Here is a 26,407-nt window from a genome sequence, read left to right as displayed (position 1 = left end):
CAGCACTACCCCCGCTCCGAATCAGCCTGCGGGGACGCATAGCCGCCGTCAGTGGCACGAACATGGAACACGTCACCGGCCGCAACAAAGTGACTTGTGCCAGCTTCATCGGTGACGATCAATTCGCCGTCGGCACGCACGCCAACCGCCTTGCCCACCAGCACGCGATCCCCCGGCAACTCCACGCGCACGTTCGAACCGATGGTCGCGCACACCGCCTCGTAGTCCCGCAGCAGCTCCGCATCGCCCTTTCGCCACTGCGCTTGACGACGTCCCAGCGCACGCAGCACACCAGCGGAGATGTCGTCGCGGTCGAGGTTTTCCGCTCCCGCCAGGTATAGCGAAATGGCGTGTGGCACCGGCAGCTCATCTTCCTGCAGGGAAACGTTGACGCCGATTCCCGGAATGAGAATTGGCGGTGTCAGCGACGCGGCCTCCACCAGAATTCCGCAGAGCTTACGACCGTCAACCAGGACATCGTTCGGCCACTTCAGGGAAACGCGTTCAGGCGCAAGACCCGCAACTTCCACAACAGCATCGACAACTGCGAGGCCCGCGACTAACGGCAACAGACCCAGTTGCTCGGGTGCGAGCCCTTCCGGGCGCAGCAGCGCGCTGAGTGCAATGGACGCACCCTTCGGGGCCGTCCAACTACGACTCAGTCGACCGCGACCTGCGGTCTGCTCCGAGGCGATAAGCGCACTGAGATCTGCCACCTGCCCCAGTGCCGCCTGTTTCCGAAGATCAGCGTTGGTCGAACCAGTGGTTTCGACAACCTCAATGGAATTCCAGCCCGGCGCGGCTGCGCGCACACGCGTGGCGTCAAGAGGCTTGCGGGAAGCAACAATCCTGGGGTTGGTCATGCACAGCAGTCTAGCGCCATGGCCGGATTCACTGAGTCGTGACCTTTCTCAAGAGCTCTACAGCGTGAGAATCATCACAGCTCGCCTGCTTTACTATTTTCCTTCCCAAACACTACATTCCATAACATGACTATTTCCTCACGTTTGGCGGCGGAGCAACACACCACCGCTTTCCTCAATGAAGACCTTCTACGCCGACGCACTGCTGCACTGACTCCGATGGGGTCGCGGGGCTACGACAAGCTCAAACTGACTGAGCGCATGAATGCCCGCGAGCGCATTGACTACCTGCTGGACGAAGGATCTTTTGTCGAATTTGATGCGCTAGCCCGCCACCGCACTACCGCATTTGGGATGGAAGCCAAACGCCCCGCGACCGACGGAATCATCACCGGCTGGGGAACCATAGACGGCCGTGAGGTCTGCATCTTCTCTCAGGACGGCACAATCTTCGGTGGTGCACTCGGAGAGGTCTACGGCGAAAAGATGGTCAAGATTCAGGAACTTGCCATCACTACCGGCCGCCCCCTTATTGGCATGTACGAAGGTGCCGGCGCCCGCATCCAAGATGGCGCAGTCTCACTGGACTTTATTGCCCAGACGTTCCACCACAACGTTCGCGCCAGCGGCGTCATTCCGCAGATTTCAGTCATTTTTGGCGCCTGCGCGGGCGGAAATGCCTACTCCCCAGCACTGACGGACTTCGTTGTCATGGTGGAGGAAAACTCCCGTATGTTCGTCACCGGCCCTGACGTAATCGAAACAGTCACAGGCGAAAAAATCAGCCAGCACGAGCTCGGCGGCGCCGACACCCATATGGAGATCGCCGGAAACTCCCACTACACCGCCGCTAGCGAGCAGGATGGACTCGACTGGGTCTGCGATTTGCTCGACTACCTCCCCAACAACACAACCTCCCCCGCGCCCAGCTGGGATTCCGATGCCAGTGACGAAATCACCGACACCGATCGCACCCTCGACAGTCTCATTCCCGACAGCCCATCCACGCCGTACGACGTGCACGAAGTCATCTACGCGCTTTGCGACGATGCGGAGTTCCTGGAAATCCAGGAAAACCGAGCAGCCAATGTCGTGATTGGCCTTGGCCGTCTCAACGGTCAATCTGTTGGGTTTGTCGCTAATCAGCCCATGGAATTCGCGGGCTGCCTAGATATCGATGCAGCGGAGAAGGCCGCGCGATTCGTCCGAACCTGCGATTGTTTCAACATTCCACTCGTCTTTCTCGTAGACGTACCCGGCTTTCTCCCCGGTTCAAATCAAGAACACCAGGGAATTCTGCGCCGTGGCGCTAAATTGCTCTATGCGTATGCAGAAGCAACCGTTCCTAAAATCACCGTCACCATGCGCAAAGCCTATGGCGGCGCGTATTGCGTGATGGGATCAAAGGGGCTCGGCGCGGATGTAAATCTGGCTTGGCCGACGGCACAGATCGCCGTGATGGGCGCCTCAGGCGCAGTACGCTTCCTCCATCGTGCCGAGATTCGAACCGCCACCGAAGCAGCTCTCGCAGCAGACCCAGCGGCCGATAGATTTGGCACTCCCGAGAGTGTGAAAGAACTCATTGCTGAACTGGAAATGGGATACGAGCAACACATGCTCACGCCTTATCGTGCCGCCGAACGGGGGTTAATTGATGAAGTCATCCTCCCCTCCGAGACACGAACTCGAGTGATAAAAAATCTGCGCCTTCTAACTTCAAAGAAAGTACCGTGGCCTGCGCGCAAGCACGGCAATATTCCACTGTAAGAGCAGGCTTTTTGCTGTACAACGAGCTAGTCATTACCCCTACTTTTGTTAACAGCGATTGCCCCCAACTACCTCCCCCCGTTTTCGAAACGTAAACTAGTTGGTATGACGACTGCCGCAAATACATCAACCGGTGAAACCCCGGATTTGACCACTACTGCTGGAAAGCTGGCCGATCTGCGAGCCCGTCTCGCAGAGACCCAGGCTCCAATGGGCCAGGCCAGCATTGACCGCGTCCACGACAAGGGCAAGATGACCGCTCGTGAGCGCATCGAGTTCCTCTTGGACGAGGGCTCGTTCGTGGAGGTTGACGCTCTCGCACGTCACCGCTCCAAGAACTTCGGCCTCGACGCCAAGCGCCCTGTCACTGACGGTGTTGTGACAGGCTACGGCACCATCGATGGCCGCCAGGTCTGTGTCTTCTCGCAGGACGGCGCCATCTTCGGTGGCGCGCTCGGTGAAGTCTACGGTGAAAAGATTGTCAAGATCATGGATTTGGCCATCAAGACCGGTGTCCCAATTATCGGCATCAACGAGGGTGCTGGTGCCCGCATCCAAGAGGGCGTTGTTTCCCTCGGCCTCTACTCCCAGATTTTCTTCCGAAACACCCAGGCTTCTGGTGTTATCCCACAGATCTCCCTGATCATGGGCGCCTGCGCTGGTGGCCACGTCTACTCCCCGGCTCTGACCGACTTCATTGTCATGGTCGATGGCACTTCCAAGATGTTCATCACCGGCCCGGACGTTATTAAGACCGTCACTGGCGAAGAGGTCACACAGGAAGAGCTGGGTGGCGCTGGTACTCACATGAGCACCTCCGGTACTTCGCACTACACCGCCGCTGATGACGAAGACGCTCTGACTTTCGTTCAGGAATTAGTCAGCTACCTGCCGTCCAACAACCGCGCTGAGGCTCCTCGCATGGAGGCTGAGCCGTTCGAGGGCTCCATCGCTGACAACATCACTGAGACTGACCTCGAGCTCGACACGCTGATTCCGGACTCCCCAAACCAGCCGTACGACATCAAGGACGTCATCACCCGTCTGGTCGACGACGAGGACTTCCTGGAAATTCAGGAGGACTACGCACAGAACGTGGTCATCGGCTTCGGTCGCGTGGAGGGTCGCTCGGTCGGTTTCGTCGCCAACCAGCCGATTCAGTTCGCTGGCTGCCTCGACATCAAGGCATCCGAGAAGGCGGCTCGCTTCGTCCGCACCTGTGACGCCTTCAACATTCCGATCATCATGCTGGTTGACGTTCCAGGCTTCCTGCCGGGCACCAACCAAGAGTTCGACGGCATCATCCGCCGTGGCGCCAAGCTGCTGTACGCATATGCTGAGGCCACCGTCCCGAAGATTACCGTCATCACCCGTAAGGCCTACGGCGGAGCTTACTGTGTGATGGGCTCCAAGGACATGGGCGCTGACATCAACCTGGCATGGCCGACCGCTCAGATTGCGGTCATGGGTGCTTCCGGCGCTGTCGGCTTCATCTACCGCAAGGAGCTCAAGGCTGCTGCGGCCGAGGGCAAGGATGTCGTCGCACTGCAGAAGGAGTACGAGGCAGAGTACGAGGCCACCCTGGTCAACCCGTACATGGCTGCTGAGCGCGGCTTCATCGACGCCGTTATCCCGCCGAGCGAGACCCGCGGCCAGATCATCGAGGGTCTGCGTCTGCTGGATCGCAAGGTTGTTAACGTACCCGCCAAGAAGCATGGGAACATTCCGCTGTGACCGATTCCAAAAACACCCCAGCAACCGAAGACAAGGACGCCGCTACAGCCCCGGCTGCACCGTTCATGTCCGTCCTCAAGGGCAACCCGTCAGACGCTGAAACCGCCACGCTCGCGCTTTTGTTCGCAGGTATGGCAGCAGCCGGCGGTGCCCCAGAGGACCGCGGCCCGCGCAACAACTGGGGTCGGCTGGAAGAGGGTTTCCACCAGCCGCACCAGCACGTACCGGGCACGTTCCGCAACGTCCATTTCTACTAGTACAGCTACCGCTTACCGCGTAGTCGTTACCGCACGCTAGCTGCGTCGATTCGCTAGCACAAAGCGCCACCATCGGGTTTTCCGATGGTGGCGCTTTGGTTTTTGTTACTGCCTTAGCCTTGACCACTGCTTATTACTAGCGCTGTTCACCCAGCGACTCGCCATCAAACTCGTCATCGAGCTCCCGGTCCAGCCGACGCTGATCACGGTTGCGAGCTACCGGCCACACCACCTTGAACAGGAAATACACAAACGCCAGACCGATGGCAGCACCCACCACAGCGCCGGCAATGAATCCCCACGATTCCGATAGTGCCCCACCAGCGCTTGCCTCAGAGAGCATTTGCACTCTGATAAAACCAATCAGCCACAGCCCAATGACGGCTACGAGTGCTGCAATCTCGCCTTTTGTAAGACCATTAATCTTCGGCATTGGCACTTGACGTCGCAACCACCGCTGCGAAAACAGGAGTCCAACCAGCGGCATCAAGATGATTGCCACTGTCACGCCCACCATCTTTGGCTCTGGAATGAGCCAAATCAGTACCGTTGCAAGCACGTAATTAGCCCACATCATCATTGTGAACCCGTACGTGTAGGACTTATGCAGCAACATCTGCTGATACTCATCGTCCACCGTGGCGCTGTTGCGTTCAATTACGACATCCGCATAGGACATTGTCAGTATCCTTCCTCACCAAAAATTTCTTCGACTGTTTTTCCCAGTACCTTGCAGATACGCAACGCCAAATACACCGAAGGCGAGTAATTTCCCCGCTCGATATTTGCAATGGTTTGCCGCGAGACCTCCACCTTCGCGGCTAAATCCGCTTGGCTCAGCTCCAACCAGCGTCGGTATCTCCTGACCTGGTTCGAACGTTCTTCCCCACTCATCTGTGTACTTTCTTTAACTTGATGTCCACTTTACTTTACATCACTAGAAGGCAGCTGCCATCTAAAAAAATCTGCCTGTTCTTACAATCGGGCCAACCCCACGCATGTTTGCCACAAAAATTAGGCTTTACGATTCCGCCCTCACTAAAATCACTAACTATGAGCAGCCCCCGAATCGTCTTGGCTTCCACTTCCCCTTCGCGACTGCACATTCTGCGCTCTGCAGGCATCGAGCCCATCACAGTAGCGCCCAACGTCGACGAGGATGCCGTGATTACAGCCCTTCCGGACGCATCGCCGGTACGCATCGTCGAGGAACTCGCACAGGCCAAGGCACACGCTGTCTCTCCGGCCTACCCCAATGACATTGTCATTGGCGGGGATTCAATGCTGCTTCTCGACGGAAAGTTGCAGGGCAAGCCCCACACGGAAGAAAAGACCATTGAGCGCTGGCACCAACAGAGCGGCCGGACGGCTGAGCTGATTACTGGTCACTGTGTCGTGACACCAAAGGGCGAGCACCTTGAGGTGGCGATTACTTCCCTCGATTTCGCTGAAGTCCCAGAAGAGGACATCCACGCCTACGCTGCGACGGGCGAGCCACTGAAGTGCGCTGGCGCGTTTACATTGGAGGCTCTAGGCGGCTGGTTTGTCGATGGCATCAATGGCGACTCATCCAGTGTGATCGGACTGTCGCTACCTGTCGTGCGCCGAGCTCTGTATCGCTACGGCTATTCGGTCTCCCAGTTCTGGAATAGGTAGGCATCGCAAGGACGTCGTAAAGCAAAAACCGCACCAAATTGGTGCGGCTTTCTTAGCTGTGGAGACTACTTGTTAGCAGCCTCAACGCGCTTGATGGCCTCCTGAGCAACGAGCTCCTGGATACCCATATCCAGCTCGGAGGTGAAGCCAACACAGGAACAGTTGATCTCGCCGAGAACGTAAGTGTCCTCGCCGTCCTCGCCGTCTGCCAGCATGAAATCAGCTGTCCAGATCAACGGGATATTGTCACCACCGAGGTTCTCAGCAATGACGGGGCGAGCCTCAGCAAACATATCGATGAGGTCCTGCCATTCTTCCGGCTTGTTGTAGGTGTACTTCGCGCCAGAGAACAAGGTTGCGGAGAAAGCGTCGCCGCCCTCGGCCGGCTTCTTGTGAACCACGAAGACCGGGTGCGGACCGACCAGCAGAATGCGAATTTCGCCTTCGGTGATGCGCGGCATGAAGCGCATGTCCACGAGCATGCCGTTATCGCCGATGATGTACTGGTCACAGAAATCCATGAACTCGCCAAGCTCGCGAGTCTCGGTGTGGTTGTCCACGGCCTCGGTGCACTTCAGCTTGGTGCCCAGCGGCAGCGGGGTGCCCGGCTCAACGTTCTTAGCAACCTCTTCGTCAGCGATGCGCACACGCCAGATGCCGGACCCGGTGGAGCCACGGTTCTGCTTGAGGACGCGCTCGCCGTAGGACAGGGAGGTCGGGAAAGTGCTGTGGAATGCCTCGACGTCGTAGTAAGCAGCGGTGTCAGACGGAACCAGGTCAGTATCCTTGAGCTTGACCAGTGCGTCCTTTGCGCCGTAAGCCATCATCTCGCCCGGGGTGGACATACCGACCAAACCAGCGACCGAGAGGCTGGTCAGAAGCTCGAAGTAGCCCCTCTCACCACCCGGGATGTTGCCCGGGTTAACGCGGGAGATGTAGCCGTCGAAGTTCTGAGAGACGTAGTCGTACAGGTCGTCCTTCCACTCTGGTCGGTAGTAGACGACCTCAGCGGACCAACCGGCTTCGCGGATAGCGTTGACGATTGGCATGGTGTCCTTGCGGTGTCCGTCGAAATACTTGTCCGAGCCGCCCTCGATCTCGAATACAACAATGTTCTTGTGCACAGGCACTCCTTTTAAGAAAAGACATGGACTTCCGGCACTCAATTGTCTCCGTAACGCAGCGAATACCCAGGCAGATAGCCCATTTCAGCCCATTTTCCAGTGATACGAATCAACACAGTTTTTGCGCTAACTCTCAGCTAAATTTTAGGGCACTACCTGGACTCCAAGCGCGCTGAAAACACTCCTTTTACCCCCAACTGTGAGGCGTATCCCAGGGGGTGGCCGCGGACGCAATTGTTGCCGTTGGAAAGCGCTCACACCGGGGACTATTCCGCCGTTCGCCACGCGACCCGTAAACTAGATATGCAATTGACGATAAACGTCAGAAAGTCCCACCCACCCAACTTGCGCCAAGGGAGTATCCGATGGCTGTTCCGCACGACCCGCACCCCCAGTTCCAGCAGTACGCCCACCCTGAGCGCCTCGTCTCTAGCTCCTGGCTTGCTGCCCGACTGGGCTCTCCCGGTCTGCGCGTTGTTGAATCCGACGAGGACTCACTGCTCTACGACATTGGACACATTCCGGGCGCGGTTCGCATTGACTGGCATCACGACCTCAACGACCCCGTGCGCCGCGACTATATCGACGCCGAAGGCTTTGCCGAGCTCATGCGCGAGAAGGGTATCTCGCGCGACGACACCGTCGTAATCTACGGTGACAAGTCCAACTGGTGGGCCGCCTACACACTCTGGGTCTTCGAGCTTTTTGGACATCCCGACGTGCGCCTTCTCAACGGTGGCCGCGACGCCTGGATGACTGAAGAACGAGACACCAGCTTCGAGGTCCCTAACTACCCACGCACTGACTACCCTGTCGTCGAGCGCGACGACAGGACACTGCGCGCCTACTTCAGCGATACACGTGAGCTCATTGAAAAGGCTCCGATTATCGACGTACGCACTCCGGAGGAATATGCCGGTGCGCGAACCCATATGGTCGATTACCCACAGGAAGGCGTCCTGCGAGGTGGCCACATTCCAACCGCGGTAAACATTCCATGGAATCAGTCCGTTCACCCGAACTCGCGTTTCCTCGACCGCGAAGAGCTTGAGCAGATTTACGCGCACGTCCAATTCGAAGATGAGGCGATTGTCTACTGCCGCATCGGCGAGCGCTCCGCGCACACCTGGTTTGTACTGCACCACCTGCTCGGCCACGAGAATGTTCGCAACTACGACGGCTCGTGGGTTGAGTGGGGAAACATGATTGGCATGCCCATCGCCCACGGTTCGGAGCCGGGAAGCCTGTAGACGATTGACGCAACCGGTGGGCACTTCTCCCCACCGTTTTCCCGGCGTCAGCGACTGGCACTACAGCGGAGAATTAATTCCCCCTGCCGCCCCCAATCAAGGGGGCGGCAGTTGCACTCTTAGGTGGTAATTTTAGCCGCAAACTTAGATTTTTGGGCGGAAAATAGCCACTTCAGCTGCCCCCACACCCACTTGAACGCTGCTCAAGGTCACAATCCCTACCCCCTTATGTAGCGAGCAAAAAGAGGTTGCTTACCGCACCTGTGACACAATGGAGGCATTGGGTCACACGCTGTTAGCTACCGCGTGGTTAACCGCATTGCGGTTCACCGCTCAGTTAATTGCAGTGCTGCTTGTGATTCCTACAAATGACTGTCGCAACCTTGCCCCGAGGGCCAATTCTCGGGGTGCCCACGAAAAATGGAGGATTTCGTGTCCGAGCAGACCACTGAAAAAATCACGAAGGTTCTCGTCGCCAACCGTGGCGAGATTGCCGTTCGCGTTATTCGCGCTGCGAAAGACGCAGGCATTCCTTCCGTCGCCGTTTACGCTGAGCCGGATGCGGACGCTCCATTCGTGACTATGGCGGATGAGGCTTTTGCTCTCGGTGGCACCACTTCCGCTGAGTCTTACCTAGTCTTCGATAAGATTCTGGATGCCGCAAAGAAGTCCGGCGCTAATGCCATCCACCCGGGCTACGGCTTCCTGTCGGAGAACGGCGACTTCGCAGAGGCCGTTGAGAACGCTGGCCTGATCTGGATCGGCCCGTCGCCAGAGTCCATCCGCGCCCTGGGCGACAAGGTCACCGCTCGCCACATTGCGCTGAAGGCTGACGCTCCGATGGCTCCAGGCACCAAGGAACCGGTTAAGGATGCAGACGAGGTCGTCGCGTTCGCTAAGGAGCACGGTCTGCCAATCGCCATTAAGGCTGCTTTCGGTGGCGGTGGCCGCGGCATGAAGGTCGCACACGAGATGGAAGAGGTCGCTGACCTCTACGAGTCCGCTACTCGCGAGGCCGTTGCCGCCTTCGGTCGCGGTGAGTGCTTCGTAGAGCGCTACCTGGACAAGGCACGCCACGTCGAGTGCCAGGTTCTCGCTGATAAGCACGGCAACGTCGTTGTCGCCTCCACCCGTGACTGCTCTCTACAGCGTCGTTTCCAGAAGCTCGTCGAGGAAGCACCTGCTCCGTTCCTGACCCCGGAGCAGGATGAGCGCCTGCGCCAGTCCGCTAAGGACATCTGCCGCGAGGCTGGCTACTACGGTGCTGGCACCGTTGAGTACCTGGTCGGCGCTGACGGCCTGATCAACTTCCTCGAGGTCAACACCCGCCTGCAGGTGGAGCACCCGGTCACCGAGGAAATTACCGGCCTCGATCTGGTCCGTGAGCAGTTCCGCATTGCCGAAGGCAAGGAACTGTCCATCAAGGAAGACCCGGAGATGCACGGTCACGCTTTCGAGTTCCGCATCAATGGCGAGGACGCCGGCAGCAACTTCATGCCGGCTCCGGGCACCATCACCAAGTACATCGAACCGTCCGGCCCGGGTGTCCGCATGGACACCGGCATCAAGCAGGGCGATGTCATCGGCGGCCAGTTCGACTCCATGCTGGCCAAGCTGATCGTCTGGGGCGAGAACCGTGAAGAGGCTCTGCGCCGCTCCGCTCGCGCCCTGTCCGAGTACCAGGTTGAGGGTCTGGCAACGGTCATTCCGTTCCACCGCCACATTGTTGAAAACCCAGCCTTCGTCGGCGACGGCGAGAAGTTCGACGTCTACACCAAGTGGATTGAAGAGGAATGGGACAACCCAATCGCTCCGTACGACGGTGACTCTGACGCTGACACCGACACCGTCCCGGCTCAGAAGGTTGTTGTCGAGATTGACGGCCGCCGCGTCGAGGTAGCCCTGCCAGGCGACCTGGCCCTGGGTGGCGGCAACGCTGGTGCCAAGAAGAAGAGCAAGAAGAAGCGCGCTGGCGGTTCCAAGAAGGCTGCTTCCGGTGACGCTGTGGTTGCTCCGATGCAGGGCACCGTCATTAAGGTCAACGTCGAAGAGGGCCAGGAAGTCTCCGAGGGTGACACCGTGGTTGTCCTTGAGGCCATGAAGATGGAAAACCCAGTCAAGGCTCACAAGGACGGCGTTGTCACTGGTCTGGCTACCGAGGCTGGCTCGGGTGTCGGCAAGGGCGATGTCCTGATGGAACTGAAGTAGTTCTAAAGCTCTAAGCGGGGCTGGTTGCGATGGGATTCGCAGCCAGCCCCGCTCGATTCTTTTCAGCCCCTCCCCCGACGCCCTTAAACACTGTTCAGGACGTCTAGAGTGGACGGTATGGAACCCATGGAAGTAAATGCCGGCCGCTTCTACTGCCGCCCCCTGCGCCACGATTCCCGCGTCGATGACGCCCCGGTCGCAACCCAATTACTTACAGAATTAGCCCCTGACTCCGTCGCCGAGTTCCTTCGCAACTCCACCACCGAGTGGGAAAACGACACCGCCTACCGCTTTGCAGTTGCCGAGCAGACGAACGTCGAGATGCTCGCATTAGCGACGGTCGAGGTCATCGACGCCGACCATGTCAGCATCACCGTTCGCCCTGCAGGCGACCCCACACGCGTGTTGCCTAACGACGATCAGGTCCTCACCAAGGTAACCGTCGCCGACGGCGTCGAAGCCGCCGAAAAAGCCCTCCACCGATGGGCAGAGGGCTTCTTGGGTAAGAAAGTCAGCTAGCCGAACTAGCGCGGCTGCGACTGCTCAGTCCTAGGCGCCGGAGCGCAGCAGGTAGATATCCATAATCCAACCGTGCTCCGCACGTAGCTCCTTTTTCAGCTCCGCAATCTCTTCGCCGACATCGCCAACACGACCACGGCGGAGCGTCTCCAGCTCCGTTCCCAGGAATGCACCCCAGAGAATCTCTTCCTCCGGGTCCGCGTGCTCGAGCCAGGCTGCCCCACCATCGAGCATTACCACCGCATCCGTACCAGGCGCGCGCTCCCCCAGGCGCCGACCAGTGGTAATCAACACCGGCTTACCAATCTGGTTCAGGCACTCTCCATGCGCTGCGGTCAGCGCGGAAATCGCTGTCACACTGGGGATAACTCGCGAGCGCACGTCCACCCCAAGGTCGCGGACGCGCTGCAAAATCCGCAACGTTGAGTCGTACAAGGAGGGGTCCCCCCAGACCAAGAACGCACCGCGGCGCTTGCCCTCTCGTCCGAGGTGAGCGACGAAGGCGTCGGCAAGCAGCTCTGCGCGGCGTTGGTGCCAGTCACGGACGACTGCGCCATAGTTGTCGGGCGTGCGGTCACGTGGCGGGTCGGGAACGGCGACGAGTTCGACGTGCGGCGCATGCTTATCGACGATTGCCTGTCGCGCGGCCAACAAGTCCGCTTTGGCATCGCCCTTGTCGAGAGCAAAAACTACGTCAACATCGGCAAGAGCGCCGATAGCCTCGAGCGTAATGTGGCTCGGACTACCGGCGCCGATTCCGATGACGTCTACATCGACATACCCGCTGTATACAGGGCTCTCAGCCTGAGTGCGGGCGGCGTCGTTTCGACTAGTGATTGGTCGGATCTCCCTCGTAACCGAACTGTTCAGCCATCTCATCCGGAGACAGGCCAGCCATCGAACCCTGAAGGTTAGCCGAAGCGGCCTGCTTCAGGTAGATCTCGCAAGCGTTGGCCATGTACTTGGAGTCGTACACGTTCATCTCCAGAATCGGAGTCAAAGAGCCATCATCTTCCATGCGCGAAACCAGAAGGTGCGGCTTGTCTGAGTCCGTGGTCATGGAGCACTTAATCTTGACACCGTTGACATCCGTGAAAGTTGGCTTAATCATTTTGTCATCCTCCTCCAAAACAGCGACCGGAAAATAAGTAGCGCTGTTGCGACCGCAAGCGCAAGAAAGTCGCTCGTTATAAACCATGTTAGCCGGATTTTCGACGGCACCGCCGGGCGCAAAAACACTTGGGGGTAATGGCAAACTTCCTGCATGTTTGCGCGTCTGGCCGAGGACCCAATTGCCACTAGAGCTCGCAGATGCGTTAAGGTTATGAGGTAATTTTTCCGGGAGCTGTTGATAGGATTTTGCCGCTACTTCCCCGGAAGATGACTGCCCTAGTAGCTCAGTGGATAGAGCACGGCTCTCCTAAAGCCGGTGTCGGAGGTTCGATTCCTCTCTGGGGCACAAATACCCTCGTGACCTTTTACTTATAGGGCGCGAGGGGTCTTTGTTTTTCTGACGCCCGGCCACTACGCCCCCTCTCCTGAGAACGCATCACCCAACAGTTTCCAGCAACACTTGTGTTAGGCTTACCTAATCGTATGGCGTGTAGACTTCCGGCAGTACATAACAGCCCAAAAACTTGTTGAAGGACAGTGACAACTATGGCTGACCTAGCTAAAGCAGCACCGAAGCGTAAGCCCCGTAAGGCACACGAGGCAACAGTTATTGGACGTCGCCAGATCTCTCCAGACCTTGTTCGTTTGAGCATGAACTCGCCTGCATTTGTGGGCAAGGAGCTGGAGTTTACCGACCATTACATCAAGTTACTGTTTGTGCCAAAGGAAGCTGATTACTCCTGGCCGTTCGATATTGCGCAAATTCGCGCCGAAAAGGCGTGAAAATCCATTGGGTTCTCCGCAACGGCGCAACCCACGGCACAGAGCTATCCCGCACGGTGCGCGAGGCGGGTATTCCAGAGGGTAAGAAAACTAGCTGGTTCATCCACGGTGTCGCCGAGATGATTAAGGAACTGCGTCGCTTCCTCTTCGTTGAATCTGAGGTCCCGAAGAAGGACGTTTCAATCTCTGGCTATTGGCGTATCGGCATGACTGAAGACCAGTGGCAGTCCTCTAAACGAGAATTCAACGCTGAGGTTGAGGCCGAAGAGGAACAAGCCAGGGCCTGACGCTTGCTCGAACGCTAGCGCTCGCTACGCCCTTTTTTCAACAACGACGCGTTTTCCTGCCAACCAGTCGAATGGGTGCCAGCGGCAAACAGCAACCCAAATCATCAGGACACCAAAAAACAGTCTAACGATTGGCTCCAAATCCGTAAGCAAGAAAATCATCAACAATAGGTAGCAATTACGTATCGCCGCCTGCCAACCTCCGCGCCAAGAATCGTCTCCTGACTCGAGCTCCGATGTTCCCTCTGGCTGAGCGGCTTCGAACGGAGTCGCCCCAGAGTCTACTTTCCACGCTGGCTCAACGTGTAGCAAAAATGAGCTTTTCCCAAACGTCTGTTCACCGCGTGCCTCTGCAACCACGCGCACAATGAAAAAGACAACTGGGAAAATGGCACCATACAAAATTCTGAACTCTGGCGGGCTCGGCAGCGCCCAGCTCGCCGTGGCTGCTTCCCACGCAAGTTTGCCAAGTGCCACAATGATGGCAACAAAGATTCCTACAAGGAACGAATCCAGCATCCACGCACCACTGCGCCGAGCGAACAGATCCGCATTACTCTTTACGGAGAATCGATTCGAGATGCGCTGTTTCATCGGGCACATGCTATCAAAAATCACTTATAGCTTCGCAGACGAATTCTCGATTCTGGCCGCACCCAATCTGCCACGGTTAGAAGCATCTAGTATGCAAATCGAAAAGTCGACTGTATAGTTGCCGGTTGAATCAACCTATCTATTGGATGCCAGCTCCTTCCATGCCAGTAACTCGGCAAGTAAACCTACAGCTGGCGCCCCCAGTGGTTTTTCAGGAGACGCCGCCCCAGAAAGCCGAGAATTAAACCACGCAACGCAGGCCCGAGAAGCCCAGAAAGTGAGATGGATGTGAATACGCGAACTCAGCTGTCAGCCGTACAGCACCCTCAACTCACTACTAGCCGGCGCAATCACCGCCGGCACCTGGCGCTGGCCTGCTGCTTCCTCACCTTCGCAGCCGCGGCCACCAGCTGCGCCAACAACGAAGGCGAGGAGGTTGCCGCTACGCAAACCTCGTCGTCAAGCTCGCTTACCACGGCGTCGTCGTCAAGCTCGCCGACGACGACGGGACCAAAGGTTCGAGAAGGCGGTACGCCGCGCATCGGGCAGCTGTGCCCGAACCAGACCGGCGAAATACGAATGAGCGCCAACGGCCAGAATCTTGAATGCGCACAAGTCGGCGAGCAGGAGGTGTGGACGGTGCTGCAGCAAACCCCCGCGAACCCGACATCGCAGCAAATGTGGATCTCCACTACTTCGACGACCTCTGAGCCACAGCCTCAGGAACCTGAGCCGACGACTCCGAGCGAGAGCACAACGGAGACTAGTGAGACGGAGAGCTCGACGACCTCTGATTCTTCCACGCCGCCCGATACTTCAACGACTCCGACTACCTCCGGCGAGCCGACGGAATCGGAATCGGAGCAAGACGAGCAGCCAAGCGAAGATAATCAAGGGCTCACCGGCCTGTTCCGCTAGGTTCGTCTCGGACGGCGAGGTTCGTCGGCTCGGGACTTAGTTAGGTGAGGTGCGCTAGCTCGCCCTAAAACACCAAAATCCGCTGCAAAAATTCTGCAGCGGATTTTTTTATTTACCCAACAGATACGAAGAGACGAGCCTGAACAGATCTGAGCCCGCCACAATGCGGCGGAGCACCCGGGCGAAGCACCCGGGCTCCCCTACTTGCGGTGACGGCGGTTGTAGAACGGCGTCGGCACGACGGTGGCGGTAATGTCGGTGCCTTCGACGGTCAGCTCAGTGCCAGTGGAGGACTGCCAACGCTGAACATATGCAAAACCGATGGGGTGGCCCAAAGTCGGCGACACCTTGGCGGAAGTCAGCACACCAACCTCGTTACCTTCCGCATCAATGAGCTTGGTGCCACGCTTCGGAGCTTCATCACCGGAGAAACGCAGACCAACGAGCAGCTCCTTCGACTGCGGACGATTAATAAGTGCATTGCGACCAATAAACTGCCCCTTGGTCGGCCCCATAATGGACTTCAGGCCGGCCTCCAGCGGAGTACGGTCTCGAGTCAGCTCGTAACCATAGAGCGGCATACCGGCCTCAAGACGCAGGGTGTCGCGGCAAGCCAGACCACACGGCAGCAGGCCGAGGTCAGCGCCGTTGTCAGCCGGATCCTCCGGATTTTCCACCTTGCCACCTGCTGCAATGATTGCACGCCAGACCTCGACGGCGCGGTCAGCCGGCGGGAAGATCTCGAAGCCGTCCTCACCAGTGTAGCCGGTTCGGGCAACAATCATTTCCACACCTGCGACCTCGAGCAGAGTGCAAGAGTAGTAGTTCATGCCATCGAGAGTCGCGTGCAGATCCTGCGGCAGCAGACGGCGCAGAAGCTTCGCAGCCTTCGGCCCCTGAATGGCCAGGAGCACATTCTTATCATTCATGCGCTCAACCTCGACGTTGTAGCCACCAACGCGCTCGCGCAGCGTCGAGTACACATCTTCAGCGGCTGCGGCATTCTGCACCAGCATGAATTCGTGACTACCGAGACGGTAAATGATGAGGTCATCAATAATGCCGCCGTCTTCCTGCACAATCATGGTGTACTTGGCACGGCCCAACGCCAGCGGCTTGATTGCCGAGATCAGGGAGTGTGCAAGAAACGCCGCCGCATCCTCACCAGTGACGCGGATAATACCCATCAGCGACAGGTCGAAAACACCAACGGCCTCACGCACTGCGTTGTGCTCTGCAATTTCCGAAGAGTAGCGGAACGGCACTTCGTAGCCACCAACATTGCGCATTTCTGCGCCAAGGCTTACGTGCTCATCATGCAGGGCGCTACGGAAAGAATTGTTGTTCTCAGAAGCGCCAGAATTGTCAGTCATACACACTCCAATTATTGCGGTGGGGCAAACCAGATTGTTACTTTCCCACCTTATATCTAAGACTCCGCGCCCGCTTCCGCGAGCCCCTGCGGAGCTAGGGCAACAGCCCCCGTCCATTAACTATCATGCACTGATTCGCACACGCTTGACGACGACCCCGCGCCCACTACAAAGGCCCCGCTACCAGTGACGATAGCGGGGCCTTTGCATTTGTCAATTCAGTTAATTGAGATTGGCTGAGCTGTTCGGGCAGCGTTGCCAGCCAAGGACTCAGTAGTTATTAGTGATCAACCGCAGCCTCGGTACCGACACCGGTCAGGGAGCGAACTTCCATCTCAGCTGCCAGGTCATCGAAGTTATCCGGCTTACCCATGAAGGTGGCGATGATGCCCGCCAAGAACGCCAGCGGGATTGCGAGCAGACCCGGCGAGGTCAGCGGGAACCAGGAGAAGTCAACAGACGGAATCATCGAGGACTCGCTGCCAGAAACTGCCGGGGAGAAGATAATCAGAACCAGCGAGGCGATGACACCGGTGTACATGGAGGCAACTGCGCCTGCGGTGTTGAAGCGCTTCCAGAACAGGGACATCAGGATGGTCGGAACGTTTGCGGATGCGGCCACTGCGAAGGCCAGTGACACCAGGAAGGCGACGTTCTGCCCCATGGCCAGGATGCCGAGGATAATGGCGACAACACCCAGCACGATAACGGTGATGCGGGAGACGCGAACCTGCTCGGCTTCCGTTGCCTGTCCCTTGCGGATCACGGCCTGGTAGAGGTCCTGACCAACAGAAGCGGAAGCGGTAATTGCCAGACCAGCGACCACTGCTAGCACGGTAGCGAACGCCACTGCGGAGACCACTGCCATGAAGATGGAGCCACCGATTTCGAAGGCCAGCAGCGGAGCGGCAGCGTTGGCTCCGCCCGGCGCGGCCATGATGCGGTCCGGACCGACGAGTGCAGCTGCACCGTAGCCGAGCACCAGGGTCAGCAGGTAGAAACCACCGATGAGGATGATTGCCCAAGTCACGGACTTACGAGCTTCCTTTGCGGTCGGCACCGTGTAGAAGCGCATGAGCACGTGTGGCAGACCAGCGACACCGAGCACCAGCGCCAGGCCCAGAGAGATGAAGTCGAGCTGCTGAACGAAGGAGCCACCGTACTTCAGACCCGGTTCAAGAATGGCGGAGGCTTCGTAGCCCTTTTCGGCGATGGAGTCGGAGCTCGCGTGCATGTCCACTGCGTCCTGCAGTAGCTGGGAGAAGTTGCCCTTAACACCCACCAGAATGATCAGGGTCATGATGATGACAGCACCGACCAGCAGGACGGCCTTAATCATCTGCACGTAAGTGGTGCCCTTCATGCCACCGATGAGAACGTAGGCAACCATGATGATGCCGACGACTGCGACAACGATGGACTGCTGAGTGGAGTCGTGAATGTTGAGCAGCACGGCGACCAGGGAACCTGCACCGGCCATCTGCGCGATGAGGTAGAACAGGGTCACTGCGAGAGTGGAGATAGCAGCTGCGGTACGGACCGGACGCTGCTTAAGACGGAAGGACAGCACGTCGGCCATGGTGAACTTACCGACGTTACGCAGTGGCTCTGCAACCAACAGCAGCGCAACCAGCCAGGCTACGAAGAAGCCGATGGAGTAAAGGAATCCGTCGTAACCAGTCAGCGCAATGGCGCCGACGATACCGAGGAAGGAAGCCGCCGAGAGGTAGTCACCTGCGATGGCAAGACCGTTTTGGGTACCGGAGAACTGTGCACCACCGGTGTAGAAGTCCGATGCTCCCTTGTTTCCGCCCTTGCCCACGCGAGTAACGATGAACATGGTCGCAACAATGAAGGCGACGAAGACCGCGATGTTGAGAATCGGGTTACCTGCTGCTGCAGTGTCATCTGCAGCAAAGAAACTGGTCAGCATGTCTATGCCTCCTTCTTTGCGACGATTTCAGCGATTTCTCCGCTTTCCAGTGCCTCGCGCAGCTCTGCCTGCATCGGCTCAAGCTTCTTGTTGGCGAAGTTGATGTACACCCAAGTGATGGCGAAGGTGGTCACGAACTGGAGCAGACCAAGGACAATGCCCAGGTTGATGTTGCCCAGTACGGGAGTTGCCATGAGGTCCGGCGCAAACGTCGCAAACAGAACGAATGCGATGTACCACACCAGACCTGCAACGGTCATCGGGATGGCGAATGAACGGAATGTAGAGCGGAGCTCTTGGAACTGCGCTGAGTTTTGCACGTAGCGGTACTCAGCCGCCTGTGGCTTATGCCGGCCTGCCGGCATGGGAGTTGCGGACACGGGCTAATCCTTTCCAGGAAGTTATGCAGGTGTTCGTAATGAGGTTCAGCACAGCCACCCTACTGGTGTGCCATGCACCACACTTTTCATTAGGTGTTGAAACAAAGTTACCTGGAACACAGTTAGCAAAGAAGTTAAATGCGACTAACTACTTCTCAGCGAGCCTTAAGGCACCCCCAAAAACGCCATTACCTGCATACTTGAGGAGACCTTTTACTACCCCCATTTACGCTGTTGTGCTCGTATTCTCCACTTCTTCCGGCAATGGCCTACTCTGACGCCACCACCACAGCGCCTCGATAATGGCCGCACCGATGGCGCCTACAATCAGCGCGGGAATCAACAGCTCCTGCCCCACCCAGTACAGATTAAGCACCGAAGCCACTGATCGAACCGAGAAGATGAACAGGTACGCACCTGCCGACACCGCCAGCAACAACACCTTCCACCAGGTGTATGGCCTAGCCACGACCACCAAAACCCAAAATGCTGAAACAATCAGCACGATGAGTGTCGCAGTCGATGCCTCCCCTCGTGCCACATCGCTGGCGTCGACTCCCGGGTTTACCCACAGCCAAAACATAAAGGTCAACAGGCCTACCGTAATGCCGGCCGGTATCGCTAGACGCAATACGCGCCGCACAAAACCATCGCGCGCACGCTCCCAGTTAGGAGCCAACGACAGAACGAAGGCCGGGATTCCAATCGTGAACCAGCCCGTAATAGTTACGTGGATTGGCTCGAAGGGGTAATCCATCCCCCACAGCCCCACAGCCAGCGCCAATACCACCGAGTAGATGGTCTTCGTCAAAAAGAGGTTGGCCACGCGCTCGATATTGCCAATGACGCGACGGCCCTCGGCCACAATCATCGGCATCACGGCGAAGCGATTATCCAACAGCACCAACTGCGCAACCGAACGTGTTGCCGGCGCCCCATCACCCATGGCCACGCCCAGATTTGCCGCTTTCAGTGCCAGCACATCATTGACGCCATCACCGGTCATCGCCACATGATGTCCGCGCGACTGCAGCGCATGGACCATATCGCGCTTGTTCTCCGCCGTGACACGGCCGAAGATCTGCCGCGACTCCACAATGTCTGCAAACTCGTTGCGGATCTCGGTGGGCTTGGCTTCGCTATTCTCATCGCGGCTCGCCGGAAGCTCAGAGGCATCGACAGGATTGTCAGCGCCCTCCATTTTCAGCTCACGTGCAACAGCCCCCACAGAGCGGTCATTGTCACCAGAAATGACCTTGACCTCAACACCTTCTTCATAGAAGTAGGCCACCGTGTCCGCCGCATCTGAACGCACCTTCTGCCCTAGCACGACAAGTGCGACCGGCTCCAACTCCACCTCGCCACTCTTCCGCAGCGCACCGCCGGGCAGGCCATCTGCCCCAACTGAGGTCCGCGCGAGCAGGAGCACACGAAGTCCTTCCTCCATAAGCTGCCGAGCTTTCTGCATGCCGACCGCGGAGTCGTCGACAAGCACATCGGGCGCGCCGAAAACCCACGTCGCACCGCCGTGATACGTCAGCGCCGACCACTTATTCGCTGAAGTGAAGGGGCGGGTTTCGGTCTGCTCATGCTTTACGACGTCCCCTGCGTCCGCAAGCCCATTGAGCAGTGCGCGAGCCGTTGCGTTGGGGCGATCGTCGAGCTTGCAAAGATTGATGAGCACAGAGTCGAGCTCATCGCGGGAAGTACCGTCACCCGATACGATATCGACTTCCACCAGCTGCATCGCGTTTTCGGTGAGTGTGCCGGTTTTGTCGACGCACACGGTGTCAACGCGCGCGAGACCTTCGATGGCGGGCAACTCATTAACCAGCACTCGATGTCGCCCCAAGCGCACCACGCCGAGGGCAAATGCGATGGTGGTCATGAGAACAAGCCCCTCAGGAACCATGGGCACCAGCGTGGCGACCATCCCCAGTAGCGCATCATTGAGATCATCGCCGGCGACAAAGAGCTGCGTATAGATTGCCAGAGCGCCGACGGGAATGAGAATCCAGGAAATGTAGGTCAGAATCTTGTTGATGCCGCGGAAGAGCTGGGAATCAGCAAGCGTGAACTTGTTGGCCTCAGCTGCGAGCTTGGCGGCGTAAGCCTCCTTGCCCACTTTGGTGGCCTGATATCGCGCTGACCCCACCACGACCGAGGAACCCGAGTAGACCATGTCCCCAACGCTCTTATCGACGGCATCGGATTCACCGGTGAGAGAGGATTCATCGACGGCCACGTCAGAGGCGTAGCGGAGAATACCGTCAACGACGATTTGGTCGCCGGGGCCGACCTCGATGAGATCGTCGAGGACGACGGACTCGCGGTCGATCTCGCGAGCCGGCTCTCCGTCGCGAATGACCATGGGCTTTGCACGTCCGACAATGGAGAGCTTGTCCAGTGTGCGCTTAGCACGCAGTTCTTGGATGATGCCGACGATAGAATTGGCGATAATCAGCAGACCAAAGGCACCGTTGACGATTGAGCCGGTATAGAGCACGACTGCAAATAACACAGCGAGAATACCGTTAATCCGGGTAAACACATTGGCACGGATGATGTCCCACACACTGCGCCCGGATGTTGGTGGCAGCTCGTTGACGTGCCCCAACTCGATGCGTTGCTGGACCTGCTGTTGAGTAAGACCGCTGTCGGGAGTTTTCCACGAGCCCATGACTGCCTACCCTATTCGCCTAGTTGCTGAACCTATTCGACCTATTTGCCAACGAAATTCGGTTCGCGCTTTTCAGCTCGCGCCTTCGATGCCTCCGCAGCATCCTCGGAAGCCCAAACTGTGTCGTAGAGCTCCTGCTGGTAGTCCTTCAACGGGCTATGTGTCTCATCGTCGTTGAGCACTGCCTTGTGGTAGGCCAGTGACAGTGGCGCGTAGGTGGCGATACGGAGCGCTACCTCCTCCGCCGTGTCCGGACCACCGAGGTAGGAAGCCAGACCGCAACCGCGGGCGGCTTCCTGATCCATGCGCTCGGCCGCCAACAAAATAGTGCGGGCACGGGCACCGCCGACGAGTACACGTACGCGGCGAATAGTCCAGGCATCGACAGCGATACCGAGCTTGACCGGCGGAATCATAAACCAACCGCGCTCGCCAACGACGCGTAAATCAGCTGCCATCGCCAGCTGCATGCCAGCGCCGACGGCCGGTCCCTGCACATCCGCAATAACCACCAGACGGCTGGCCTCAATTGTGCGCAGCATCCGACGTAGCTGCTCATGGAAGGAATTTTCGTGGTGCTGACCGCTCAAATCGGCACCAGCGCAGAAAGCGCGGCCTTCGCCGCGCAGCAGGATAACGCGCTGCTCTGGAACCTCAGCGGCAGCTTCCACCGCATCGGCAATCTCACGGCACACGTCGGCAGTCAGGGAGTTGCGCTTATGATCTCGATCAATGGTGATAGTGACAATCGCGCCGTCAGCTTCGACGCGGATTTCAGATGCTGGGTTCGTCATAGCATTTAGGCTACCCGCGAAACACCAATAGCGATGGAGCTATAAGCAAATCTAAATTCGCTCATTCGTTGCCGAATACCCGCGGATCACCACTCAGGCGCCCGTCGGCACGCGCCATCGACGCAATCGTTTCCATATCCTCGTCGGTGAGCTCAAAGTCGGTGACCTGAAAGTTCTCCTTGATGCGCGACGGCGTGCCCGACTTCGGGATAGCAACGATGCCACGCTGGAGGTGCCAGCGGATAGCAACTTGGGCGGGAGTTTTACCCAGGCGGTCTGCGATTTCAGCAATCGGCGAGCCCTCAAAGTACTTCGCGCGCCCCAGTGGCGACCACGCCTGCGTAACGATGCCGCGACGGCGATCGTCTGCAATCTGCTCGTCCTGCGGGAACTGCGGATGCAGCTCAATTTGGTTAACCACCGGAGTCTCCGAGAGCTGGTCGAGCACCTCTGGATAGAAGTTCGCCACACCAACCGAGCGAATCAGCCCCTCACGCTTGAGCTCTAGCAGCGCGTCGAAGCACTGCCCAAACGTCCCCTGCTTCTCCACCGGCCAGTGCACAAGCACCAGATCAACATAGTCAAGGCCGAGCCGATCCAAAGATGCCTGCACGGATTCGCGCGTCGCCGCCGTCTCCTGCGCATCGTTCCAGACCTTCGTGGTCACGAAGATATCTTCACGCTTTACGACGTTCGCAGCGACCACATCAGCAATACCCTGCCCCACCCCTCGCTCATTGCCATAGAGCGATGCGGTGTCGATGTGGCGGTAGCCGAGCTCCAGGGCGTAGCGCACGGATTCGCGCGCTTGCTCATCGTCGAGCTTGTAGGTACCAAACCCCAGAATCGGGATGGCGTTGCCATCAACCATTTCCACGTTGGCAATTCCGGTTGTCGCTGCATCGTACTTCAGATCGAGTGTGGTCATGCCAACCGAGTGTACGGACTGAAAATTTTTTAGATTTTTTCTGCCCCGCTGACCTGCGATTTAAAAAAGTGATTGCCATTCATTTTATTGCAAACAGTTGACGGAGTGTTGTGTTTATACAACACTTTGAGGTGTGTCCCCAAAGATTAAACCCAAAGAACCGATATTCAACAGAATCTCAGTGCTGCGGGCAGAACACGGACTCAGCCGAGCAGAACTAGCCAAACAAGTAGAGGTCAATCCTCAAACGATTGGCGCGTTGGAGCGAGGTGACCACTACCCCAGCCTGGATCTGGCATTTCGTATCTGCGCGGTGTTCGATCTCCCCGTTGAGGCGGTGTTCTCTCGCGAGGAATTCAAGCCCATGTCCTCTGCCCTATACCGAAAGGAAAGCTAACGATGCCAACTATTCGGACTGAAAACGCAACACCGAACTTTTTCGAGAAGCTAGAAGCCCGGCGCGAGGCGAAGTACACAAAGCGTGTCGAGCAGATGTCGGGCTGGCTGACTAAGTGGCGCAACCAGGCGGCGCGGCGGAAGCTGGTCATCGCATTCGAGGTATGCCTTGTGCTGATGCTGCTGAGCGGCATCGCGCTTCTCGGCACTCTGACCGATATTTTCCCGGGCTGGCTTTCTCTGCTCTGGCCAGTGATTTCCCTCATTACGATTGCCGTCTGGACCAGCCTCAACATCACAGTCGACATGGTTGACAGTGCGCCCATCTCACTGCTGGACGAGTACCAGCAAGAACAAATTTTGAACCTGCGCGGACTCACTTACCGCTGCTTCCTCTACTTCGGCCTAGTGTCCTTCCTCGCTCTAGTTCTGGTGGGCACCTATGTTCTGAACGCACAACCTGACTGGGGACACTACATTCCGTACAGCTTTGGGATCTTCGGAATTATCGCTTTCCTTTACATTTCCTCGCTTCCCACCGTCGTCTATGCCTGGAACCTACGGGACGACTAGTACGGGTTCAAAAACTCACATCCCTCCCCTGCCCTTTACTCCTCAATCTAAGGATCACTATGAACAGCCTCATTATTGACGGGCTTGAGAAGTCCTACGGAGACCTGCAGGTTCTCCGTGGCATGAGCTTCCAAGTTCACCCTGGAGAAATCTACGGCTTCGTCGGCTCCAACGGTGCCGGCAAGACCACCACCATGCGCATTGCCCTCGGCGTGCTGGCCACCGATAAAGGCGAAGTGCGCATCGGCGATACCCCGATGAATGACTCGCTACGCCGCACGATTGGCTACATGCCAGAAGAACGCGGTCTATACCCCAAGACTGAGGTCCGCAAGCAGCTGATTTACTTTGCTCGCTTACACGGTGTGCCCACCAAGCGCGCGGAGTCCAACGCCGATAACTTGTTGGCGCGCCTCGGTCTCACCGAACGCGCCAACGACAAGGTCGACACGCTCTCGCTCGGCAATCAGCAGCGCGTGCAGCTGGCAGCCTCCCTCGTCCACGACCCAGAGATACTCGTCCTCGACGAGCCCTTCTCCGGCCTCGACCCAGTGGCGGTCAAGGTGATGAGCTCCGTGCTCAAGGAGTACGCCGACCGCGGCACTCCGATTGTGTTCTCTTCCCACCAGCTCGACCTCGTCGAGCGCATGTGTGACCGCGTCGGCATCATCCGCGACGGCCGCATGCTCGTGGAAGGCACCGTTGATGAGCTGCGAGCACGTGGCCCACGGGCTTTCGTCGTCAAGCTCGATGGTGCGTCCCAGGATTGGGCTACCACCGTCGAGGGCGTGACAAGCGTGGAACGCGATGCCCACGGCTCCACCGTCGTTCACCTCGATTCCAACGCCCCAGTCGACACCGACCAGAAGCTACTGCACAGCGCAATGGCAGCGGGAACGGTCCGTTCGTTTGGGCCTCTGCAAATTCCACTTACCGAGCTCTACCAGGAGGCCGTACAGCAATGAGCACCAACACCTACAACGCCTCAACAGCCATCAAGACTGTTTTCGCCCGCGAACTCCGCGAGCATCTGCTGAAGAAGAGCTCGCTAATCACGCTCATCATCATGGCGGTGGCGGCTGTCGGCGGCATCTTCGTTGCCGACTACATGACTTCCAAGTCCGATAATGACGCTGTCAAGATCGCGGTCGTCGGAGAAGCGCCGTTCGCGGACTCTCTCGCCGACGCCACCGCCGAAATGAAGGGCGCTGAAGGTGCGGATGCCGCAGCCGGCGCATTTGCCACGGCATCGCTGTCACCGTTGGAGATTACGTCCGCGGCAGACGACAAGGCTGCTCGCGCTGCCGTCACCGACGGCGATGCCGACGCCGCTCTCGTCCCCGACACCGCAGAAGGCAAGGAGGGCTCGTGGAAGCTGCTTGCCGACGACGCCCCATCCTGGCTGGCCCCAATGCTGCAGGAGTCGCTGCAGAAACAGAACGAAGCCATGCTGCTCAGCGAAAACGGAATCAACCCCGGCGAGTTTTTCTCCAAGACTCAAAGCGCGGCCGTGTCGGTGGAATCCCTGGATGAAGCAAAAGACGAGAAGATGCCTGCGATGCTCATCACTCTAATCGGTGTGATGGTAATGATGACCGCCATCCTCGTCTTCGGTGGCGCAGTGGCCACCAGCGTCATCGAGGAGAAGTCCTCCCGCGTCATCGAGATCATTCTCTCGACAGTCCGCCCGGCGCATCTGCTGGCCGGCAAGATCCTCGGAGCCGGCCTGGCCGGCATCATCATGATGAGCGTGCTGACCGCCAGCGCCGCAGTTGCCCTCATGATTACCGGATTGGCGGAGAGCTTCGATGTCCCGTGGTCCGCAGTCTGGCTGCTGGTCCCGTGCTTCATCCTCGGTTACTTCTTCTTCGCCGCGCTGTATGCAGCCTCCGCATCACTGGTCAGCCGTATGGAAGATTTCCAGGGCGCACAGATGCCAGTACTGGTGTTCTCGCTGATTACGATGTATGTTCCGCTGTTTGGCTGGAGCAAGCTAGACTCCACCGTCATGCAGATTGCCTCGTGGATTCCGCCAGTTTCCATCACCACCGCTCCGTTGCAGTATGCCGTTGGCAACTTCTCCGCACTCCAGTTGGTTGCCTCACTGCTAATCATGGTTGTGGCGGTAGCCGCAGTCATCGCACTCGCAGCCTGGATCTACCCGCGCAATGTCCTGCGCACCGGTGCCGCGGTCAGCTGGAAGAAAGCCCTAACGGCCAAGAGCTAGCCCCAGCCCTGCCAAAAAAGGAGCGTGGCCCCTTCGGCCACAGTCACCTA

Annotated in this window: 25 protein-coding genes, 1 tRNA gene and 1 pseudogene; 14 read left to right on the top strand and 13 right to left on the bottom strand. The window is 58.0% G+C overall.

The annotated features are described in order from the left end of the window. Positions 1 to 5: 5 nt before the first annotated feature. Positions 6 to 863 carry a biotin--[acetyl-CoA-carboxylase] ligase gene (locus tag QP977_RS06630; protein ID WP_049171316.1) on the bottom strand — a complete coding sequence of 286 codons (858 nt, stop codon included), beginning with the start codon at positions 861 to 863 and terminating at the stop codon, positions 6 to 8. Positions 864 to 989: 126 nt separating this feature from the next. Here QP977_RS06630 and QP977_RS06625 point away from each other — a divergent pair, with 126 nt between their 5' ends. From QP977_RS06625 to QP977_RS06615, 3 genes are all read left to right on the top strand, one after another. Further along, positions 990 to 2,630, top strand: coding sequence for an acyl-CoA carboxylase subunit beta (locus tag QP977_RS06625; RefSeq protein WP_049171320.1), 1,641 nt, complete (start codon positions 990 to 992; stop codon positions 2,628 to 2,630). Between the two features lie 105 nt (positions 2,631 to 2,735). After that, complete coding sequence (locus QP977_RS06620; protein ID WP_016423283.1) at positions 2,736 to 4,364, top strand: acyl-CoA carboxylase subunit beta; 1,629 nt, start codon at positions 2,736 to 2,738, stop codon at positions 4,362 to 4,364. Beyond that, positions 4,361 to 4,621: an acyl-CoA carboxylase epsilon subunit gene (locus QP977_RS06615; RefSeq protein WP_016423284.1), complete on the top strand. Its 261-nt coding sequence runs from the start codon at positions 4,361 to 4,363 to the stop codon at positions 4,619 to 4,621. Before QP977_RS06620 ends, QP977_RS06615 begins: the two co-directional genes overlap by 4 nt. Before the next feature lie 136 nt (positions 4,622 to 4,757). On the opposite strand, the gene QP977_RS06610 is transcribed toward QP977_RS06615, so the two are convergent. Continuing rightward, positions 4,758 to 5,300, bottom strand: coding sequence for a hypothetical protein (locus tag QP977_RS06610; RefSeq protein ID WP_049193052.1), 543 nt, complete (start codon positions 5,298 to 5,300; stop codon positions 4,758 to 4,760). A 2-nt stretch (positions 5,301 to 5,302) separates the two neighbouring features. Next, positions 5,303 to 5,515 carry a helix-turn-helix transcriptional regulator gene (locus QP977_RS06605; RefSeq protein WP_048733637.1) on the bottom strand — a complete coding sequence of 71 codons (213 nt, stop codon included), beginning with the start codon at positions 5,513 to 5,515 and terminating at the stop codon, positions 5,303 to 5,305. A gap of 159 nt (positions 5,516 to 5,674) precedes the next feature. On the opposite strand from QP977_RS06605, the gene QP977_RS06600 reads away from it, so the two are divergent. Further along, a complete protein-coding gene (locus tag QP977_RS06600) occupies positions 5,675 to 6,277 on the top strand; it encodes a Maf family protein (RefSeq protein WP_070560152.1) in 603 nt (200 codons plus the stop codon). A gap of 65 nt (positions 6,278 to 6,342) precedes the next feature. Here QP977_RS06600 and QP977_RS06595 read toward each other — a convergent pair whose 3' ends face one another. Beyond that, positions 6,343 to 7,401, bottom strand: coding sequence for a Cj0069 family protein (locus tag QP977_RS06595; protein WP_040361922.1), 1,059 nt, complete (start codon positions 7,399 to 7,401; stop codon positions 6,343 to 6,345). Positions 7,402 to 7,766: 365 nt separating this feature from the next. Between QP977_RS06595 and QP977_RS06590 the strand changes: the two genes are divergently transcribed. The 3 genes from QP977_RS06590 (at position 7,767) to QP977_RS06580 (ending at position 11,378) form a co-directional block, all read left to right on the top strand. Further along, entirely contained in the window at positions 7,767 to 8,651 is an 885-nt protein-coding gene (locus tag QP977_RS06590) for a sulfurtransferase (protein ID WP_070560154.1), read from the top strand. A 420-nt stretch (positions 8,652 to 9,071) separates the two neighbouring features. Beyond that, complete coding sequence (locus QP977_RS06585; RefSeq protein WP_070560157.1) at positions 9,072 to 10,859, top strand: acetyl/propionyl/methylcrotonyl-CoA carboxylase subunit alpha; 1,788 nt, start codon at positions 9,072 to 9,074, stop codon at positions 10,857 to 10,859. 117 nt (positions 10,860 to 10,976) lie between these two features. Further along, positions 10,977 to 11,378 (top strand): hypothetical protein, encoded by a 402-nt coding sequence (locus tag QP977_RS06580; protein ID WP_038626372.1) that lies wholly within the window; start codon positions 10,977 to 10,979, stop codon positions 11,376 to 11,378. A gap of 30 nt (positions 11,379 to 11,408) precedes the next feature. Here QP977_RS06580 and cobF read toward each other — a convergent pair whose 3' ends face one another. Both cobF and QP977_RS06570 read right to left on the bottom strand, forming a co-directional pair. Beyond that, positions 11,409 to 12,257 (bottom strand): precorrin-6A synthase (deacetylating), encoded by an 849-nt coding sequence (gene cobF, locus QP977_RS06575; RefSeq protein ID WP_070560159.1) that lies wholly within the window; start codon positions 12,255 to 12,257, stop codon positions 11,409 to 11,411. Next, entirely contained in the window at positions 12,208 to 12,489 is a 282-nt protein-coding gene (locus tag QP977_RS06570) for a cg0963 family protein (protein WP_016423292.1), read from the bottom strand. Before QP977_RS06570 ends, cobF begins: the two co-directional genes overlap by 50 nt. Before the next feature lie 275 nt (positions 12,490 to 12,764). Between QP977_RS06570 and QP977_RS06565 the strand changes: the two genes are divergently transcribed. Beyond that, positions 12,765 to 12,837, top strand: a tRNA-Arg gene (locus QP977_RS06565). A gap of 200 nt (positions 12,838 to 13,037) precedes the next feature. Further along, positions 13,038 to 13,561: pseudogene (locus QP977_RS06560) on the top strand (SIP domain-containing protein). A 24-nt stretch (positions 13,562 to 13,585) separates the two neighbouring features. Here the strand turns inward: QP977_RS06560 and QP977_RS06555 are convergent. Further along, complete coding sequence (locus QP977_RS06555; protein WP_070851979.1) at positions 13,586 to 14,155, bottom strand: RDD family protein; 570 nt, start codon at positions 14,153 to 14,155, stop codon at positions 13,586 to 13,588. Positions 14,156 to 14,437: 282 nt separating this feature from the next. Here QP977_RS06555 and QP977_RS06550 point away from each other — a divergent pair, with 282 nt between their 5' ends. Further along, complete coding sequence (locus QP977_RS06550) at positions 14,438 to 15,073, top strand: hypothetical protein (protein WP_070628820.1); 636 nt, start codon at positions 14,438 to 14,440, stop codon at positions 15,071 to 15,073. A 200-nt stretch (positions 15,074 to 15,273) separates the two neighbouring features. Here the strand turns inward: QP977_RS06550 and gcvT are convergent, their stop codons facing one another. The 6 genes from gcvT to QP977_RS06520 all read right to left on the bottom strand — a co-directional run bounded on the left by gcvT (position 15,274) and on the right by QP977_RS06520 (position 23,161). Then, complete coding sequence (gene gcvT / locus QP977_RS06545; protein WP_070628819.1) at positions 15,274 to 16,446, bottom strand: glycine cleavage system aminomethyltransferase GcvT; 1,173 nt, start codon at positions 16,444 to 16,446, stop codon at positions 15,274 to 15,276. A gap of 280 nt (positions 16,447 to 16,726) precedes the next feature. Continuing rightward, on the bottom strand, positions 16,727 to 18,379 hold the full coding sequence (locus tag QP977_RS06540) for a monocarboxylic acid transporter (protein ID WP_070628818.1): 1,653 nt from the start codon (positions 18,377 to 18,379) through the stop codon (positions 16,727 to 16,729). Between the two features lie 2 nt (positions 18,380 to 18,381). Continuing rightward, positions 18,382 to 18,759: a DUF485 domain-containing protein gene (locus QP977_RS06535; protein ID WP_070628817.1), complete on the bottom strand. Its 378-nt coding sequence runs from the start codon at positions 18,757 to 18,759 to the stop codon at positions 18,382 to 18,384. Positions 18,760 to 18,985: 226 nt separating this feature from the next. Further along, on the bottom strand, positions 18,986 to 21,439 hold the full coding sequence (locus QP977_RS06530) for an HAD-IC family P-type ATPase (RefSeq protein ID WP_070628816.1): 2,454 nt from the start codon (positions 21,437 to 21,439) through the stop codon (positions 18,986 to 18,988). 41 nt (positions 21,440 to 21,480) lie between these two features. Further along, positions 21,481 to 22,233, bottom strand: coding sequence for an enoyl-CoA hydratase (locus tag QP977_RS06525; RefSeq protein ID WP_070628815.1), 753 nt, complete (start codon positions 22,231 to 22,233; stop codon positions 21,481 to 21,483). Positions 22,234 to 22,294: 61 nt separating this feature from the next. Then, on the bottom strand, positions 22,295 to 23,161 hold the full coding sequence (locus tag QP977_RS06520; RefSeq protein ID WP_070628814.1) for an aldo/keto reductase: 867 nt from the start codon (positions 23,159 to 23,161) through the stop codon (positions 22,295 to 22,297). A gap of 133 nt (positions 23,162 to 23,294) precedes the next feature. On the opposite strand from QP977_RS06520, the gene QP977_RS06515 reads away from it, so the two are divergent. The 4 genes from QP977_RS06515 to QP977_RS06500 are packed head-to-tail and all read left to right on the top strand — an operon-like array spanning position 23,295 to position 26,357. After that, positions 23,295 to 23,558, top strand: coding sequence for a helix-turn-helix transcriptional regulator (locus QP977_RS06515; RefSeq protein WP_042388879.1), 264 nt, complete (start codon positions 23,295 to 23,297; stop codon positions 23,556 to 23,558). Positions 23,559 to 23,560: 2 nt separating this feature from the next. Next, positions 23,561 to 24,130: a hypothetical protein gene (locus QP977_RS06510; protein ID WP_070628813.1), complete on the top strand. Its 570-nt coding sequence runs from the start codon at positions 23,561 to 23,563 to the stop codon at positions 24,128 to 24,130. 59 nt (positions 24,131 to 24,189) lie between these two features. After that, complete coding sequence (locus QP977_RS06505; RefSeq protein WP_070628812.1) at positions 24,190 to 25,095, top strand: ABC transporter ATP-binding protein; 906 nt, start codon at positions 24,190 to 24,192, stop codon at positions 25,093 to 25,095. Continuing rightward, positions 25,092 to 26,357, top strand: a complete 1,266-nt coding sequence (locus QP977_RS06500) for an ABC transporter permease (protein WP_070628811.1) — start codon at positions 25,092 to 25,094, stop codon at positions 26,355 to 26,357. Before QP977_RS06505 ends, QP977_RS06500 begins: the two co-directional genes overlap by 4 nt. Positions 26,358 to 26,407 lie beyond the last annotated feature (50 nt).

The sequence above is a fragment of the Corynebacterium sp. MSK012 genome (assembly GCF_030232435.1).
In the GTDB taxonomy this organism is placed as follows: domain Bacteria; phylum Actinomycetota; class Actinomycetes; order Mycobacteriales; family Mycobacteriaceae; genus Corynebacterium; species Corynebacterium jeikeium_D.
This window is presented reverse-complemented; position numbering and strand designations above follow the sequence as displayed.